The organism is Roseateles subflavus (assembly GCF_030285365.1).
GTDB classification, from domain to species: Bacteria; Pseudomonadota; Gammaproteobacteria; order Burkholderiales; family Burkholderiaceae_C; genus Roseateles_B; species Roseateles_B subflavus.
In genome coordinates, this window is sequence record NZ_JASVDS010000004.1 from 23,479 (window position 1) to 40,197 (window position 16,719).

The following is a 16,719-nucleotide window of genomic DNA, read 5'->3' on the forward strand; positions in this document are numbered from 1 at the left end:
TGACACGGCCTTGGCTTGGAAATAGCACGACCGTTCGTTTTATTGTTGGAGTGCGTGGCGCGGGTGGCTAGCGGTGAAATCCCAGCAGAAGCTGCAAAAAGACGACGCCGGACTGCATCAAGCTGACGCAATCCGGCGTTTTTGCAAAGATTGACAGGCGACAGCCTCAGCGCGTTGTGCTGGCGTTCCCGGCGGTCGTGGGCCGGCCCGCGGCGGTCGGCGGGTCCTGGAGCGCGGCCGTGAACATCGGCACGAGGCGGGCGATGCCGCCTTCGCTCAGGTGGTTGTCGTCCGCGTAGAGCGGCCGGCCCTGGGCGCTGGTGATGCAGCGCTGGCCGTCGCATAGCAGCGCGGTGGGGTCGATCAGCCGGACCCCGCAGCGCTGCCGGGCCTCGTCCTGGGCGCGCCACACCCAGCCGTTGCGCGCCAGGTAGCGTGACCAGGGCAGCCCGAGCTCCGCCTCCTGGCCCAGGGCCATGCGCCGGGACATCAGCCGGGGCACGTGCTGGCCGATCTCGGGGATCGGGCGGACCATCCAGACGGGCCGTTCGGCGGCCAGCTCGCAGCTGTCCTTGACGATCTGGGCGGCGAAATGGCCCAGCCGGTCGGGATCCGCGGGGCCGAGGGCGGGGAGATCGATGCCGGGCACCTGCTCCTCCTGCGCGTACTCGTTGGCACCGAAGGCCCGCAGGGCATAGCGTGACACCAGGATCACGCCGACGTCGGGCGGCAGGGCGCGCAGCGTCTCGCGCACCCAGCGATTGTAGCCGGCGCAGTCGTAGGCCGCGGACGTCCGGGGCGTCCGGAACCGCGCGTCCTGCACATAGGGGCAGGCGGAGTAGCTCATCTGCATCACCGAGCGGCCGGGGGGCAGCGCGGCCTGCACGGCCGGCACCAGCGCCGAGGCGTGGCTGTCCCCCACCAGCACCACGGCCGGCGGCCCGTCGCCATGCCGGCACAGGGGCGAGCGCGGCCCCTCGTGCACATGACAGGCCCGAACGGCGGGCGGCGGCAGGGCATCGGTGGCGGCGATCGCCTCGGCCTCGGCCTCAAAGCGGCCCGGCCAGCCCTGGGCCAGCCACAGCCCGGCCGCGAGCGCGACGGGTGCCGCCGTGCCCAGGGCGAGGCGGCGCCAGGCAGGTCGGGGCGCCAGGGCGCTCAGCCAGCGGCCCGTCGACTGCTCGGCGAAGCGCCAGGACAGCTCGCTCAGCAGCAGCATGCCGGCGAAGGCGGCGAGTTGCGGGCCGGGCTGGCCGCTGAGCCCCAGGTAGTTCAGGAGCACGCAGGCCGGCCAGTGCCAGAGATAGATCGAGTAGGAGCGGCTGCCGAGGTACTGCAGGAGGCCCGGCGCCGTCAGCCAGGAGTCCTGCCGGCCAGCCAGCAGCACGGCGGCGGTGCCGAGGGTGGGCAGCAGGGCCGTCAGCCCCGGCCAGGGCAGCCGGCCGTCGATCAGCAGCATGCTGCCGATCAGCAGACCGAAGCCCGCCCTCTCCAGCAGCCGGCGCAGGCGCGGAGTCAGGGCGGTGGCGGCGGGCAGCGCGTGCAGCAGTCCGCCCAGCAGCAGCTCCCAGGCCCGGCTGTGCAGTCCGTAGTAGGCCGCCGTGGGATCCCGATGGCTCAGCCAGACCGAGAGCGCCAGGCTGGCGGCCAGCAGCCCGCCCAGCCCGCGCCACAGGGCCCGGCGCCCCAGCCCCAGCTTCCAGGCCGCCCAGAACAGGCAGGGCAGCAGCAGGTAGAACTGCCACTCGACGGACAGCGACCAGCTGTGCAGCAGCCACTTCTCGTGCGAGCTCGCGTCGAAGTAGCCCGCCTCGCCCCAGTACTTGTGGTTGGACAGGAACGCCAAGGTGGCCAGGCTGTGCGAGGCCAGCTGCTTGTAGTCCAGCGGCAGCAGCACGCCGGCCCCCAGCACCAGCAGCGTCAGGCACAGCAGGAGCAGGGCAGGCAGGATGCGCCGGGCGCGGGCCAGCAGGAAGGCGCCGATCCGCACCTGGCCGGCATCGAGCCCCTTGAGCAGCAGGCCGGTCATCAGGAAGCCGGAGATGACGAAGAAGGCATCCACGCCCACGAAGCCGCCCTGAAGACCCGGGGTGCCGAGGTGGTACAGCACGACGGACATCACGGCCCAGGCGCGCAGGCCGTTGATGTCTCGACGAAAGTCCGGGCGTGTGGAAGACGTGCTCATGTCACGGGCCCGGCGTCCGGGCCCCGAAAGTGGAAGCGCGCATTGTGGTGATCGGCGCAGGTCTGTCCACGGATGCCCCCCGTGAAGAAGGGGGACGTTGCTCACCGTCTGATGCAGTCACTGCCCCTGGCGCCACAGCTTTTTCATCCCGTCACGTATGTTCGGGTGGCGACCCGGGCCTACCAGCGCTCGTTCAGGAAGCGCCGGGCCGGCAGCTCGACCAGCCGGTAGCTGCACCAGCCGGCCAGGGCGACGAAGGCAAGCGCGCCGAGCGGGCCGAAGGGCATGGCGCCCCGGCTCACATAGAAGACCTGCTGCCAGAGGTAGAGCGAGAAGGAATAGAGCCCGCACTGCCGCAGCCAGGGGGCCGACAGGGCTTGCTGCAGCCAGGGGCCGGCCTGGGCCAGGTGGTTCATGGCGACGGCCAGGAGCACGGGGGCCGCGAAGGTCCGGGTCGACCAGTGCGCCCCCTTCACATAGCACAGCGCCGCGAGAAGGGCGGCCACGGGGGTGATCCAGCCGGCCGATCCACCCGGGTGGCGCTCCCGCAGCAGCCGGTAGCCGGCGCTCAGCATCAGCGGGGCCGCGGCGACCTCGGTCCCGAGGCGCCCCCAGGCCGGCGCCTGGCGGCCGGCGCGCGCGTAGAGGTAGGCCACCCCCAGGCAGGCGACGCCGGTGAGCAGCAGGACCCAGTGCTCGCGGCGGCGCGCCAGGGGCAGGAGCACGAGCAGCGCCATGTAGAGGTAGCTGTGTTCCTCCGCATTGAGCGACCACAGGTGCCCGATCGGCACGGCGCTGCCCCAGATGTGGGCGTCGGCGGGCAGGTAGGTGCGCAGGAAGAGGAGCGAGGCCAGCAGGTCCTGGATGCCCGGCCAGGTGCCGCACCAGGCCGTCATCGCATAGGCGAGCAGCACGAAGGTGAAGAAGCCCGGCACGATGCGGCTGATCCGGCGCTTGAAGAAGGTCGGCAGCGGCTGGCGCTTGATGAAGAGCATGCCGGCCATCAGCCAGCCGGACAGCACGAAGAACAGGTCCACCCCCAGGGCGCCGGAGTCCCAGGCCTTCACGGGCAGGAAATGGGACTGCAGGACCAGCAGGATGGCCAGACCGCGCCAGCCGTCCAGGTAGTCGATGTGGACCGCTGGCTGGGGGCTGGGCTGGGCTGGCGTCATGAACGGGCGTCTTTCGGGAGCTCGGCGGAGGCTCGGAGGGAGGCTCGGCGGGGAGCCGCGATTGTCAGGGCGCCGGGGCCGCCGTGCGGCGCCCGGGCGCCACCCCAATGAGGGGGCCGGGCGGCCCCGCCGTCGCCTCACATGAAGAGGTGCTCGCCCGCGTTCTCGCCGCCGAGGATCACGTAGTTCACCTTGCGCAGGTCCCCCAGCTGGCGGCCGCCGGCATAGGAGATGGAGCTCTGCAGGTCTTCCTGCATCTCGCGGACGGTGTCGGCAAAGCGGCCCTTCACCGGCTCGAGGATGCGCTTGCCCTCGACGTGCTTGTATTCGCCCTTGTTGAAGTCCGAGGCCGAGCCGTAGTACTCCTTGTAGAGCTTGCCGTCGACCTCCACCGTGTTGCCGGGGGACTCCTCGTGGCCCGCGAAGAGCGAGCCGACCATCACCATCGAGGCGCCGAAGCGCACGCTCTTGGCGATGTCCCCGTGGTGGCGGATGCCGCCGTCGGCAATGATGGGCTTGGTCGCCACGCGGGCGCACCACTTGAGCGCCGAGAGCTGCCAGCCGCCCGTGCCGAAGCCGGTCTTGAGCCGGGTGATGCAGACCTTGCCCGGGCCGATGCCGACCTTGGTGGCGTCCGCGCCCCAGTTCTCCAGGTCGATCACGCCCTCGGGCGTGCCCACGTTGCCGGCGATCACGAAGGTGTCCGGCAGCTGTTGCTTGATGTGGGCGATCATGCGCTGGACGCTGTCGGCATGGCCGTGGGCGATGTCGATGGTGATGTAGTCGGCGCCCAGGCCCTCCGCGGCCAGCCGGTCGATCAGCGCGTAGTCCGCGTCCTTGACGCCCGAGCTGATCGAGACGAAGAGGCCCTTGTCGCGCATCGTGCGGGCGTAGGCGACCGCATCGAGGTCGAAGCGGTGCATCACATAGAAGTAGCCGTTGGCGGCCAGCCACTCGGTGATGCGCTCATCCACCACCGTCTTCATGTTGGCCGGCACCACCGGCAGCTTGAAGCGTCGGGGGCCGAACTCGATCGAGGTGTCGCATTCGGCGCGGCTCTCCACGCGGCACTTGCGCGGCAGGAGAAGGATGTTGTCGTAGTCGAAGATTTCCATGGTTCAAGGGTTTCGCATTGCGGCGTGCGTTGGTGCAGTGCACGGCCTCGGCTGCGAGCGCTTGACTTGGAGTCCCGGTCAGACTTTGTGGTCCCGCGAGGCCTTGCGGCAGGGCAAGGTGCGGGCACAAAAAACCGGGCGCCAAAATTTGGGCCCGGTGATTGATTCTACGCGGAATGCCGCCGCCCGGTGCAAGTGGATCTGGGGGAAGCCGCCAATGGAGGGGGCGGGCCCGCTCGCTACACTTGCCCGCTTCAGCAGGCGCCACGAGGCGCCGCCCACAGGATTTGTCCATGCATGCAGTAGTCATCAGCGGCACCGGCCTTTACCAGCCGCCGCACACCATCACCAACGCCGAACTGGTCGAGGCCTTCAACGCCTACGTGGACCGCCACAACGCCGAGCAGGCCGAGGCCATTGCGGCCGGCACCGTGCAGCCGCTGTGCCATTCCAGCGTGGAGTTCATCGAGAAGGCGTCCGGGATCAAGCAGCGCTATGTGCTGGAGAAGGATGGTGTGCTGGACCCCGCGCGCATGTACCCGCGCTTCGCCGAGCGCGCGGACGATGAGCTCTCGCTGATGGCCGAGATTGCCGTCGACGCCGCCCGCCAGGCCCTGGCCGCGGCCGGCCGTGAGGGCAAGGACGTGGACATGGTCATCTGCGCCGCGGCCAATATGCAGCGCGCCTACCCGGCCATGGCCGTCGAGATCCAGCAGGCCCTGGGCGCCGGCGGCTACGGCTTCGACATGAACGTCGCCTGCTCTTCGGCCACCTTCGCGCTGGAGCAGGCCTGGAACGCCGTGCGCAGCGGCGCCTCGCGCTGCGTGCTGGTCGTGAATCCGGAGATCACCTCGGCCCACCTCGAATGGAAGGACCGGGACTGCCACTTCATCTTCGGCGATGTCTGCACCGCGCTCGTGGTCGAGCGCGCCGAGGATGCCGTGTCTCCCGACCAGTGGGAAGTGCTGGGCAGCAAGCTGGCCACCCAGTTCTCCAACAACATCCGCAACAACTTCGGCTTCATGAACCGCAGCGAGGACAGCGACCCGCTGGCCCGCGACAAGACCTTCCGCCAGGAGGGTCGCAAGGTGTTCAAGGAGGTCGTGCCCGTGGCCGCGGCGCACATCGAGGCCCACCTGGGCGAGCTCGGGCTCGAGACGACGGCAGTGCGCCGCTACTGGCTGCACCAGGCCAACCTCGGCATGAACCAGCTGATCGTCAAGAAGCTCGTGGGCGGCGAGGCGGGTTCCGACGTGGCCCCGCTGATCCTGGACGAGTTCGCCAACACGGCGTCGGCCGGCTCCATCATCGCCTTCCACCGCCACCGTGGCGATCTCGCGAGTGGCGATGCCGGCGTGATCTGCTCCTTCGGGGCCGGCTACTCGGTGGGCAGCCTGGTGGTTCGCAAGCGCTGAGGGCGGCACCGGCGAGAAAGCTCCGCGACGAACGGGGCCGCCTGGACCTGAGGGGATGACGGTGCCGCCGCCGATGGACGGCGCAGCGGCGAACTACCATGACAGGCCGTGCATGGCCGCTCCGGCCGGCGCGGGGAGGAGGGAGCATGAGGCAGGTGACGAAGGCAAGGTCCGGATGGTGCCCGGCGCGCAGCGGCTCGGCCGCGGCCCTGTGGCTGGCCCTCGCCGCGGGCAGCGGTGGGGCGGTGCCGGCCCGGGCCCAGCCCGCCCAGGCGCCGACGGGCACTGCCGTCTCGAGCCCCACGGCCGCCGCCTTGTCGGCCGGTGATGCCTGCACCAAGGACCTGGAGGCGGTGCCCGGCTTTCTCATGGAGAACGACGCCGGCGCCCGTGACCTGCTGACGCAGCGCGGCGAGCCGGCTCTGGCGGCCGCCCTGCTGCGCGCGCGCGCCGATGCCGCGCAGATCGCCGACGACAAGGCCTGCCTGGCCCTGCTCAACACCTATGTGAAGCTGTGGCGCAAGGGCCACCTGTGGATCAGCGCCAGCCCCGCCGCCGAGGCACTGGCCGCTGCGCCGCCGAGCGGCGCCCCGGCGGGCACGTCGACGCCGCCCGACGTCTCCGGCGCGGCACGCCAGCCCACGCTGCGCGTGCTGTCCGCGCGGACGCTGCTGATCCACCTGCCCAGCTTCTCGCCGCCCCATCGTGCGGCCCTGGAAGCCCTGCTGCGCAAGCAGCGGGCCGCGCTGCTGAGCCGCCCGAACTGGATCATCGACGTGCGGGACAACGACGGCGGTGCCGACAGCAGCTACGCGCCGCTGCTGCCCTGGCTGGGTGCCGAGCAGCCGGTCAACGTGGGCGTGGAATGGCTGGCCACGCCCGCCAATCAGCGGGCGCACGAGCAGATCTGCGCCCGCTATGCCCCGGGCGACGCGGCCTGCGCGCAGTTCGCGCAGTCGGTGCTGGCGGCGCTGCGAGCGGTGCCAGCGGGCAGCTGGGCAAGGGTGCAGGCGGACCGCTTCATCTTCGAGCGCGGCCCGTCCGCGGAGAAGCGCCGGCCACAGAAGGTGGCGGTGCTCATGGACAAGGACTGCGGCAGCTCCTGCGAGCAGTTCCTGTTGACGGCGCGCCAGGGCTTCGGCGTGAAGCTGCTGGGGCGCCCCAGCTTCGGCGCGCTGGACTACAGCAACATGCGCCCCTACACGCTGCCGTCCGGCCGCCGCGACCTCTGGTACGCCACCTCGCGCAGCCTGCGCCTGCCGCAGCTGCCGGTGGACACGCTTGGCGTGCTGCCCGACATCCTGCTGCCGGAGCTTCATTCGGCAGGCGATGCCGCGGCGGAGGTTCAGGCCGTGCAGCGCTGGCTGGAAGGCGGGTCGCTCCAGCGCGCGGCGCCTGGCGCCTCGAACCGCCCCTGAACCTGACCTGACCCGGACGCCGTCCCGCGCCCCGCGGTGACCGGCAGGGGCCAGGTCTTGCCTCCACCGCCCCGCGCCGACCTCAGGGAGGCGAACTGGCCGGTGCGGAGGCCGGCGCGGAGGCCGCCGACGCCAGGGCCTCGGCGCTCAGGCCCACCTGCTGGATGCCGGCCGGGCCCGCGAACTCCTCGAACACCCACTCCGAGCCCTCGCGGACCAGCCCCTCGCTGGGCGGCTGCAGGTCCGAGGGCGGCACGCCGCGCAGCGCGACTTCCATGAAGCTGATCCAGGCGGGCAGGGCGAGGCCGCCCCCGCTTTCGCGGTCGCCCAGGCTGCGCGGGTTGTCATAGCCGATCCACACCACGGCCGCGACCTTGGGATGGAAGCCGGCGAACCAGGCGTCCACGGAATCGTTGGTGGTGCCGGTCTTGCCGTAGAGATCGGTGCGGCGCAGCTGTGCGGCGGCGCGGGCCGCGGTGCCGCGCGTCGTGACCTCCTGCAGCAGGCTGCTGACCACGAAGGCGTTGCGGGCGGAGATCGCGGGCTCGCCGTCCTCCACGGTGGCGGCCTGAAACAGGACCTGGCCCTTGGCGTCGAGCACGCGCTGGACGATCACGGGCTTGCGCAGCTGCCCGCCATTGGCGAACACGCTGTAGGCGCCCGCCATCTGCATGGGCGTCACGGCGCCGGAGCCCAGGGCCAGCGTGAGGTTGTCGGGCTGGCGTTCCACGTCGAGGCCGAAGCGGCCCGCCCACTGGCGCGCGCGCGCCGGGCTGACCTGCTCCAGCAGGCGGATCGTCACCATGTTCTTGGACTTGGCGAGCGCCGTGCGCATGGGCATCGGGCCGTCGTAGCTGCCGTCGTAGTTGTGCGGCTCCCAGTGGTCGTAGACGAGCGGGGCGTCATTGATCAGCGTGTTGGGCGTCATGCCCAGCTCCAGCGCGGCGGAGTAGACGAGGGGCTTGAAGCTCGACCCCGGCTGGCGGAAGGCCTGCGTGGCGTGGTTGAACTTGTTGCGGTTGAAGTCGAAGCCGCCCACGAGCGCGCGCACCTCGCCGCTGTCCGGCGCCACGGCCACGAGCGCGCCCTCGGCCTCGGGGGACTGCGTCACGGCCCAGGCGCCCTGCGGCGCTTCCTTGGTGGGCGCGCCGCGCAGCACCCGCAGGATCGAGCCGCGCCTCACCTGCAGCTCATGGCGGGCCTTGTCGGACAGCGCATTGCCCAGCGCCCGCAGGCCGTCGCCGCTGATCACGACCTCGTCCCCGCTCTGCAGCGCCGCGACGAGCTTGCCGCCCGCCACCTTGGTCACCACGGCGGCGCGCAGCTCGTCGTTGTCCGGGTGCTCCGCCAGGGCCTGGGCGATGGCGGCGTCTTCCTCGGCCGCGTCGTCCGGCAGCTCCACGAAGCCTTCCGGGCCGCGCCAGGGGCGGCGGCGCTCGTACTCCAGCAGCGTCTTGCGCAGGCCGCGGTAGGCCGCCTGCTGCTGGTCGGCCACCAGCGTCGTGTAGACCTTCAGGCCGAGCGTGTAGGCGTCCTCGCCGTACTGCGCGAAGAGCTGCTGGCGGACCAGCTCGGCGACGTACTCGCCATGCAGGCGCTCGTCCTGGCTGCTGCGGATGTGCAGCTTCTCGTCCCGGGCGCGATCACACTCCTCGGGCGTGATGACGCCGGTGTCCTTGAGCCGCTCCAGCACGAGCAGCTGGCGACGCTTGGCGCGCTGGAAGTTGGCCACCGGGTTGGCGTAGGCCGGGTTCTGCGGCAGGCCGGCCAGCATGGCGGTCTCGGCCACGTCGAGGTCCTTGAGGGACTTGCCGAAGTAGGTCTGCGCGGCGGCCTCGAAACCATAGGCCTTCTGCCCCAGGTAGATCTGGTTCATGTAGACCTCGAGGATCTTCTCCTTGGTCAGCTGGCTCTCGATCTTCAGTGCCAGCAGCATCTCGATGAACTTGCGGCTGTAGAGCTGGCGCTTGGTGAGGTAGAGGTCGCGCGCGAGCTGCTGGGTGATGGTCGAGGCCCCCTGCTTGCGGCTGCTGACGGCGTTGCTCGCCACGGCGCGCACGATGCCCGTGTAGCTGATGCCGCCATGCTCGTAGAAGGCCGAATCCTCGACGGCCAGCAGCGCATCCTGCATGCGCTTGGGGATGTCCTTCAGCGGCAGGTAGGTGCGCCGCTCGGCGCCGAACTCACCGATCAGCACCCCGTCCGAGGTGTAGATGCGCAGCGGCTGCTTGGGCTGGTAGTCGGTGAGCTTGTCCAGCGAGGGCAGCGAAGGGTAGATGAAGGCGGCCGCCACGCCCAGCAGCAGCAGGAGCGCCAGGAGGCCGGCCAGCGCCCACAGAAGCAGCCGGCGCCAGCGGGGGGCAGGGCGGGGGGCGGAGGGCGGGACGGGGCTGTCGTTGGGCATGCGGGGCATCAGGGCGAATGCCGACTCGGGCGGCAAGGGGCTTCGATTATGCTGCGCCGCCAGGAGGGATGTCTGCGGTCACCACGGGACCGAGGACCGGCGGCACAAGCCGGCCAGACATGCCAGTCACAAGTGACCGGACAGGGAGGATGGCGATGAGGCGTCGAGACTGGATGTTCGCGGCCGGCATGGGCGGCACGCTGATGGGAAGCCCGTGGGGCGCCGTGCTGGCGGCAACACCGCCGGCCGGGAAGCCGCGCACGCCGGCGAGCGCCTTCGCCCGCCGCCCGCTCATGACGGGCATGGCGCTGTCGCCGGACGGCCAGCGCATCGCCACGCTGCTGCACAACGAGAACCGCACGCTGCTGGTCACCCGCGCACTGACGGGGGGCGAGATGAAGGTGGCGCTGTCCACCGACAACCTCGAGTTCCAGATCAACTGGATCGAGTGGATCTCCAATGACCGGCTGGTCCTCAGCCTGAGCTTCCCCTTCAAGCGCTACTACGAGGGCTGGGGCAACATCGACGTCGACGAACGCCGCCTGGTGGGCGTCGACCCGGACGGCGGCAAGCTCGTGAACCTGCTGAAGGACCGCGGCGGCGTCGCCGGCATCCTGAAGTACAACACCGCCCAGGACCGCGTCATCGCCTTCATGGACGACGGGCGGCACCTGCTGGTGGCCCTGAACTCCTCGGAGCAAAGTGCCGACAAGGCCCTGTACAAGGTGGATGCCTACACCGGCCAGCGCAGCTTCCACGCACCGTCCAAGACGGGCGTGCGGGGCTGGCTCGTGGACCGCCAGATGCGCCCGCGCGTGGCCTTCCGCTGGGAGGACGACGAGGCCGTGGACATCCTGGTGAGCGACGTCGAGTCCTCCGGCTGGCGCACCCTCCACCGCAACCGGCCCTTCGATGCCGCCAATCTCCAGCCGCTGGGCTTCGGCCTGGACCCGAACGTGCTGTACGTCGCGAAGAACCACGAGGGCCTGCGCGCCATCTTCACGATGGACCTGCGCGAGCCGCAGCCCCAGCTGAAGCTCAAGCTGGCCCTGGCGGACCGCGACCTCAACGGCTACCTCGTGCGGGACGCCCGGGGCGAAGCCGTGGGCGTGTCCTCGGTGATGCTGGGCGACTCCAGCCGCAGCTACTGGGACCCGCGCTACATCGCCTGGCAGCGGGACCTGGACGAGGCGCTGCCGGGACGCGCCAACTCGATCTACGACGCGAGCAAGGACGGCCGGACCTTCGTCGTGAGCTCCCTCGCGGCCGACGCGCCGGGCGCCGTCTACACCGCCCAGCTGGGGGAGCAGCCGACCATGGCGCTCCTGGCGCCCCTGTATCCGGACCTGGAGGACGTCCCCCTCGGCGAGCGTTCCGCCCACAGCTTCACGGCGCGGGACGGTCTGTCGATGGAGGCCTTCCTGACCTGGCCGCCGGGCCGGCGCGGCGCGAAGCAGCTGCCGCTGGTGGTCTTCCCGCACGGCGGCCCGCAGGCGCGGGACTCGATCCTGATGGACGTCTGGGCGGCCTTCATGGCCGACCGCGGCTGCCTTGTCCTGCAGCTCAACTACCGGGGCTCCACCGGCTACGGCCAGAAGCACCTGGAGGCGGGTCTGCGACGCTGGGGGCTCGAGATGCAGGACGATCTCGAGGACGGCGTGCGCGAGCTGGTCCGCCAGCAGTGGGTGGACCCGGCCCGCGTGGTGATCGTCGGTGCCAGCTATGGCGGCTACGCGGCGCTGATGGGCGTCGCGAAGACGCCCTCGCTGTACCGCGCCGCCTTCGCCATGGCGCCGGTCACCGATCTCGTGCGCATGGCCTCGGACGACGGGCGCTGGGGTCGGGAAACCGTCAAGCTGCAGGTGGGCGACGCCGTCACGGACCGCGAACGCCTGGCCGCGACCTCGCCCGTGAACCAGGCCGCGCGCATCACGGTGCCGGTCGTGCTGGTCCATGGCACGGCCGACCTCGTCGTGCCCTACGACCACTCGAAATGGATGCTCGCGGCCCTGCAGGCCGGCGGGAAGCCGGTGAAGATGGTCACGCTGGAGCAGGGCGGGCACAGCATCCTGAATCCGGCGCAGCGGCGGCAGGTCTTCGACGAGCTGGACCGCTTCCTCGCGCAGTACCTTCCCTCGTCTTCCTGATGCCAGGCGCCCGGCGATGTCCGGGCTTCAGGTATCGTGGCGGCCATGCAATCGATGACCTTCTTCTGGCACGACTACGAGACCTTCGGTCGCGTACCCCGCCATGATCGCCCCGCCCAGTTTGCCGGCATCCGCACGGACGCCGAGCTGAACGAGATCGGCGAGCCCCTGGCCCTCTACTGCCAGCCCGCACCGGACTATCTGCCGGACCCCGATGCCTGCCTGCTGACCGGCATCCTGCCGCAGCAATGCCAGGCCGAGGGGGTGCCCGAGCGCGAGTTCGCCGCCCGCATCGAGGCGGCGCTCGCCCAGCCCGGCACGGTGGGCGTGGGCTACAACACCCTGCGTTTCGATGACGAGGTGACCCGCTTCCTCTTCTGGCGCAACCTCATCGACCCCTACGCCCGCGAATGGCAGAACGACTGCGGCCGCTGGGACCTGCTCGATGTCCTGCGCTGCACCTACGCCCTGCGCCCCGACGGCATCGAATGGCCGCGCCACGAGGACGGCCGCGTCTCCTTCAAGCTGGAGGACCTCAGCCGCGCCAACGGCCTCGCGCACGAGCAGGCGCACGACGCCGTCTCGGACGTCCGCGCCACGATCGCCCTGGCACGCCTCGTGCGCGAGCGGCAGCCCCGTCTGTTCGACTTCTGCCTCAAGCTGCGCCGCAAGGACGCGGTGTGGGCCGAGATCGGCGTGCAGCGGCCGTTCTGGCACATCTCCGGCATGTACGGCGTGGAACGCGGCTGCCTCGCGCTCGTGTGGCCGCTGGCGGCCCACCCGACCAACAAGAACGAGCTCATCGTCTGGGACCTGGCCCATGACCCGTCCGAGCTCTTCAGCCTCGATGCCGAGGCCGTCCGCGCCCGGCTGTTCACCCGCCAGGCGGACCTGCCGGAAGGCCAGACGCGCCTGCCGGTCAAGACGATCCATGTCAACAAGTCCCCCGTGGTGATCGGCAATCTGGCCACGGTGAACGACGCCCAGGCCCAGCGCTGGGGCCTGGACAAGGCGCAGTGCCTGGCGCACGCCACGCAGCTGGCCGAGAAGGCCGCGGCGCTGGCCGGCCTGTGGGCGCGCGTCTACCAGCGGGAGCCTTTGCCGCCGCAGGACGTCGACGAGGACCTCTACGGCGGCTTCGTCGGCGCCGAGGACCGCCGCCAGCTCCAGCGTCTGCGCACGCTGGACGGCCCGGCGCTGGCCGAGCGCGTGGGCGCCGGGCGCATCGCCTTCGAGGACGGGCGGCTCGAGGAGCTGCTGTTCCGCTACCGCGCCCGCAACTTCCCCGGCTCGCTGAGCGAGGCCGAGCAGGCCCGCTGGCTGCAGCATTGCGCCGCGCGCCTGCACGAGGGTGAGGGCGGGGCGCTGAGCCTGCCGCAGTTCTTCGAGCGCATCGACGCCCTGGGCGAGGCGGCCGAGCAGGTCGAGGACGAGCGCAGCCAGGAGATCCTCGGTGCGCTCTACGACTACGCCGAGTCCATCGCGCCGCCGCTGTGAGCGCCGAGGGGCCGCCTGAACGTCCAGGGGGGGGCATCCGTGCGCCGCTGGCGTCCCGCCCCGGCCTACCGGCCGTCGGCTCACGGTCCGCTCACGGTCCGGCGGGGCAAAGTCGGGGCATCGTCGCGAAAATGGCCGCAGCCCGCCCCCTGCCTGATTGGGGAGGCCCCTGGAAACGTGGGGGTGTCCCTGCTGCATTTGCTCACGCTTGGGGGCATCATCCCGCCCCACACCACCGGAGACTTTGACTTGAAACTGCGTGCCCGTCGACTGAGCCTTCCCCTGGTCCTGAGCGTCAGCCTCCTGGCTGCCTGCGGGGGCAAGAGCGAAGAAGAGATGATGGCCTCCGCCAAGACGGCCCTGCAGCAGCAGGACGCCAAGACGGCCACCATCGAGCTGAAGAACCTCCTCCAGAAGAACCCGGCCAACCCGGAGGGCCGCTTCCTCCTGGGCAAGGCGCTGCTGGACAGCGGTGAGGTGGTGAACGCCGAGATCGAGCTGCGCCGCGCGCTCGAGTACAAGTACCCGCAGGAGCAGGTCGTGCCGCTGCTGGTGCAGGTGATGCTGAGCCAGGGGCAGCTGAAGAAGGCCCTGGGCGACTACGGCAGCACGAAACTGGCCGACAAGGCGGCGCAGGCCTCGCTCGATGCCCAGCTGAGCGCCGCCGCTCTCGGCACCGGCGACCGCGACCGTGCGCGCCAGCTGGCCGAGGCCGCCGTGGCCGGCGACCCGGGCTCCGAGCAGGCGGTCCTGGCCCAGGCGCGGATCCTCTCGAGCCAGCAGTCCTTCACCGAGGCCGTCCAGCGCCTGGACGAGCTCCTCAAGACGCACCCCAAATCCGCGAGCGCACTGCTCTTCAAGGCGCAGCTGCAGCTGCGCGCCCTGAACGAGCCGGACGCCGCCATCACCACGTTCAAGCAGCTGCTGGCCGTCAAGCCGGACCAGTTCGACGCCCACGACGCGCTGCTGGGCCAGGCGCTCGCGCGCAATGACATCGACGCCGCCCGCCAGCAGCTGGCGGCCATGAAGAAGGCCGGCGTCCCGGGCGGCCGCACGGCGCTGCTGGAGGCCAAGGTCGAGATGGCCGCCGGCAACTACAGCCGGGCCAAGGAGCTGGTGCAGGCCCTGCGCCGCGCCGCGCCCGAGCACCTGGGCCTGCTGAGCCTGGCCGCCATGGCCGAGGCCCGGCTGGGCAACTACAGCGAGGCCGAGGCCCTGGCCGCCAAGGCGGTCCAGCTGGCGCCCCAGTCGGCCCAGCTGCGCTACCAGCATGCCCAGGCCCTGATCAAGCTGCGCCAGCCGGCCAAGGCGCTGGCGGCGCTCAAGCCGCTGCTGGAGAGTGGCAGCAAGGACAGCGAGGCGCTGGCGCTGGCCGGCCAGGCGGCCATGCTCCAGGGCGAGCAGAAGCAGGCCGAGGAGTACTTCAAGCGTGCGGCCAGCCTCCGTCCGGACGACCAGCGCTACCGCGCGGCCCTGGCCATCGGCCAGCTGAGCAGCGGCGGGTCCGATGCGGCCGTGGCCGAGCTGAACACCATCGCCGCCAAGGACAAGGGCACGGGCGTGGACCTCGCGCTGATCAGCGCGCTGGCCGGCCGCCGGGACTATGCCGCGGCGCTCAAGGCCATCGACAGCCTCGAGCGCAAGCAGCCCGACTCGATCGACGTGCCGCTGCTGCGCGGGCGCGTGCAGCTGGTCCAGGGCAATCTGGTTGAGGCCCGCAAGTCCTTCGAGGCCGTGCTCAAGAAGGACCCCAAGCTGCTGCTGGCCCTGGGCGGCCTGGTGACCATCGACGTCAACGAGAAGAAGCCGGACCAGGGGCGCGCGCGCCTGGAGGCCTACATCAAGGACAACCCCAAGAACTCCCAGGCCCTGCGGGCCCTGGCCGAGCTGGACGCCCAGCTGGGCAAGCCTCACGAGCAGGTGCTGAAGTCGCTCAACGAAGCCGTGCGCGTCGACCCCAACGACGCCCTGGCGCGCCAGATGCAGCTGGACGTGCTGCTGGCCGGGCGCGACGTCAAGCTGACGCTCAGCACGGCGCAGGCGGCCGTCGCGGCCATTCCCAACAACATCGAGCTCATGGAACGCCTGGCGCGGGCCCAGATGCTGGCCGGCGAGAACGGGCAGGCGCTGAGCACCTTCGGCAAGATCACCTCGCTGGCGCCGGAATCCGGCGTGGGCCAGCTGGGCACGGCCGGCGTGCAGATCCTCAACAAGGACTTCACGGCCGCCCAGCGTGAGCTGAAGAAGGTGCTGGACGTTCGCCCGGATGACCTCCAGGCGCGCGCCATGGCCATCCAGGTGGAGCTGCAGCTCAAGCGCCCGAAGGAGGCGCTGGCGTTGGCCAAGGACCTGCAGTCCCGCCATCCCAAGGCCGCGGCGGGCTATCTGGCCGAGGGCATCGTGCAGCAGGAGCTGGGCGAGACCGACCCGGCCCTGGCGTCCATGCGCAAGGCCCTGACCCTCGAGAACCCCGGCGAGTCCCCCCTGCGCCTGCATGCCCTGCTGCGCAAGGTCCGTCGCACCGCCGAGGCCGATGCCTTCGCCGACAGCTGGCTCAAGAGCCATCCCGACGACATCACCTTCGGCCTCTACCTGGCGGATCTGGCGCTGGCCACCAATGACCTCCCGTCGGCCGAGAAGCTCTACCGCGGCCTGCTGGCCAAGCGCCAGGACCTGGTCGGGGCGCTGAACAACCTGTCGTGGCTGCTGACGACGCAGAAGAAGCCGGGCGCCGTGGAGCTGGCGCAGAAGGCGCTGGCCCTGGCGCCCGAGCAGCCCGCCGTGATGGACACCTACGCCGGGGCCCTGGCGGCCGAAGGCCAGCCGGCCAAGGCGCTGGAGGTCCAGCGCAAGGTCGTCCAGATGGCCCCGGACGTGCCGGCCTACCGCCTGGCCCTGGCCCGCTTCCTGCTCACCGCAGGCGACAAGGCGGCGGCTCGCCAGGAGCTGCAGCAGCTCACCAAGCTCGGCAAGGGCTTCGCCCAGCAAGGCGAGGTCGAGAAGCTGCTGGCCGAGGCGAACCGCTGAGCGGCGCGGCGCCGCCGCGCCAGGCCCGCCGAGTGATGAAAAGCCCCTGGGCCGCCACGGCCCCGGGGCTTTTTTCATGGGGAGTGCGGGGCCGGTCCCGACATGACGCCGCCGCGTGCTGGCGCTGTCCGGCGTCGCGGCGAAGACGTCCTTGATCGGCCAGCGGGTTCGCTCCGCCGGTCACGGCCGGGGGGGGCGGCATTTGTCGTCGCGCGGCTGGCTTGCGGGCGCTTGCCTCAGCGCAGCCGGACGCGGCGAGTCCAGCGTCAACAGATGAGCGTCAGCGGATGAGCGGCATGCCGTGGCGGGGCGGCGGGTGAGGCCGGCGGCTCTCAGCAA

9 protein-coding genes are annotated in these 16,719 nt (G+C 71.0%); 5 read left to right on the forward strand and 4 right to left on the reverse strand.

The genetic code is table 11. The features are described from left to right. Positions 1-166: 166 nt before the first annotated feature. The 3 genes from QRD43_RS14555 to QRD43_RS14565 form a co-directional block, all read right to left on the reverse strand. Complete coding sequence (locus QRD43_RS14555) at positions 167-2,185, reverse strand: acyltransferase family protein (RefSeq protein ID WP_285983225.1); 2,019 nt, start codon at positions 2,183-2,185, stop codon at positions 167-169. A 179-nt stretch (positions 2,186-2,364) separates the two neighbouring features. Beyond that, positions 2,365-3,357 carry an acyltransferase family protein gene (locus QRD43_RS14560; protein ID WP_285983226.1) on the reverse strand — a complete coding sequence of 331 codons (993 nt, stop codon included), beginning with the start codon at positions 3,355-3,357 and terminating at the stop codon, positions 2,365-2,367. A gap of 137 nt (positions 3,358-3,494) precedes the next feature. After that, positions 3,495-4,472, reverse strand: coding sequence for a GMP reductase (locus tag QRD43_RS14565; protein ID WP_285983227.1), 978 nt, complete (start codon positions 4,470-4,472; stop codon positions 3,495-3,497). A gap of 293 nt (positions 4,473-4,765) precedes the next feature. Here QRD43_RS14565 and QRD43_RS14570 point away from each other — a divergent pair, with 293 nt between their 5' ends. Together QRD43_RS14570 and QRD43_RS14575 are read left to right on the forward strand one after the other, a co-directional pair. Continuing rightward, positions 4,766-5,887 (forward strand): beta-ketoacyl-ACP synthase III, encoded by a 1,122-nt coding sequence (locus tag QRD43_RS14570; protein WP_285983228.1) that lies wholly within the window; start codon positions 4,766-4,768, stop codon positions 5,885-5,887. 146 nt (positions 5,888-6,033) lie between these two features. After that, the gene (locus tag QRD43_RS14575; RefSeq protein ID WP_285983229.1) at positions 6,034-7,305 is read left to right on the forward strand and encodes a S41 family peptidase; all 1,272 of its coding nucleotides are present in this window, start codon (positions 6,034-6,036) and stop codon (positions 7,303-7,305) included. An 82-nt stretch (positions 7,306-7,387) separates the two neighbouring features. Here the strand turns inward: QRD43_RS14575 and QRD43_RS14580 are convergent, their stop codons facing one another. Then, the gene (locus QRD43_RS14580) at positions 7,388-9,709 is read right to left on the reverse strand and encodes a penicillin-binding protein 1A (protein ID WP_285983230.1); all 2,322 of its coding nucleotides are present in this window, start codon (positions 9,707-9,709) and stop codon (positions 7,388-7,390) included. 155 nt (positions 9,710-9,864) lie between these two features. Between QRD43_RS14580 and QRD43_RS14585 the strand changes: the two genes are divergently transcribed. The 3 genes from QRD43_RS14585 to prsT all read left to right on the forward strand — a co-directional run bounded on the left by QRD43_RS14585 (position 9,865) and on the right by prsT (position 16,380). Next, positions 9,865-11,856 carry an alpha/beta hydrolase family protein gene (locus QRD43_RS14585; RefSeq protein WP_285983231.1) on the forward strand — a complete coding sequence of 664 codons (1,992 nt, stop codon included), beginning with the start codon at positions 9,865-9,867 and terminating at the stop codon, positions 11,854-11,856. 45 nt (positions 11,857-11,901) lie between these two features. Further along, the gene (sbcB, locus tag QRD43_RS14590; RefSeq protein ID WP_285983232.1) at positions 11,902-13,353 is read left to right on the forward strand and encodes an exodeoxyribonuclease I; all 1,452 of its coding nucleotides are present in this window, start codon (positions 11,902-11,904) and stop codon (positions 13,351-13,353) included. 249 nt (positions 13,354-13,602) lie between these two features. Beyond that, positions 13,603-16,380 (forward strand): XrtA/PEP-CTERM system TPR-repeat protein PrsT, encoded by a 2,778-nt coding sequence (gene prsT, locus QRD43_RS14595; RefSeq protein ID WP_285983233.1) that lies wholly within the window; start codon positions 13,603-13,605, stop codon positions 16,378-16,380. Positions 16,381-16,719: the final 339 nt, after the last annotated feature.

Coding starts and splice junctions, on each gene's coding strand:
- QRD43_RS14555 (WP_285983225.1), bottom strand. CDS start 2,185: ATGAGCACGTCTTCCACACGCCCGGACTTTCGTCGAGACATCAACGGC.
- QRD43_RS14560 (WP_285983226.1), bottom strand. CDS start 3,357: ATGACGCCAGCCCAGCCCAGCCCCCAGCCAGCGGTCCACATCGACTAC.
- QRD43_RS14565 (WP_285983227.1), bottom strand. CDS start 4,472: ATGGAAATCTTCGACTACGACAACATCCTTCTCCTGCCGCGCAAGTGC.
- QRD43_RS14570 (WP_285983228.1), top strand. CDS start 4,766: ATGCATGCAGTAGTCATCAGCGGCACCGGCCTTTACCAGCCGCCGCAC.
- QRD43_RS14575 (WP_285983229.1), top strand. CDS start 6,034: ATGAGGCAGGTGACGAAGGCAAGGTCCGGATGGTGCCCGGCGCGCAGC.
- QRD43_RS14580 (WP_285983230.1), bottom strand. CDS start 9,709: ATGCCCAACGACAGCCCCGTCCCGCCCTCCGCCCCCCGCCCTGCCCCC.
- QRD43_RS14585 (WP_285983231.1), top strand. CDS start 9,865: ATGAGGCGTCGAGACTGGATGTTCGCGGCCGGCATGGGCGGCACGCTG.
- sbcB (WP_285983232.1), top strand. CDS start 11,902: ATGCAATCGATGACCTTCTTCTGGCACGACTACGAGACCTTCGGTCGC.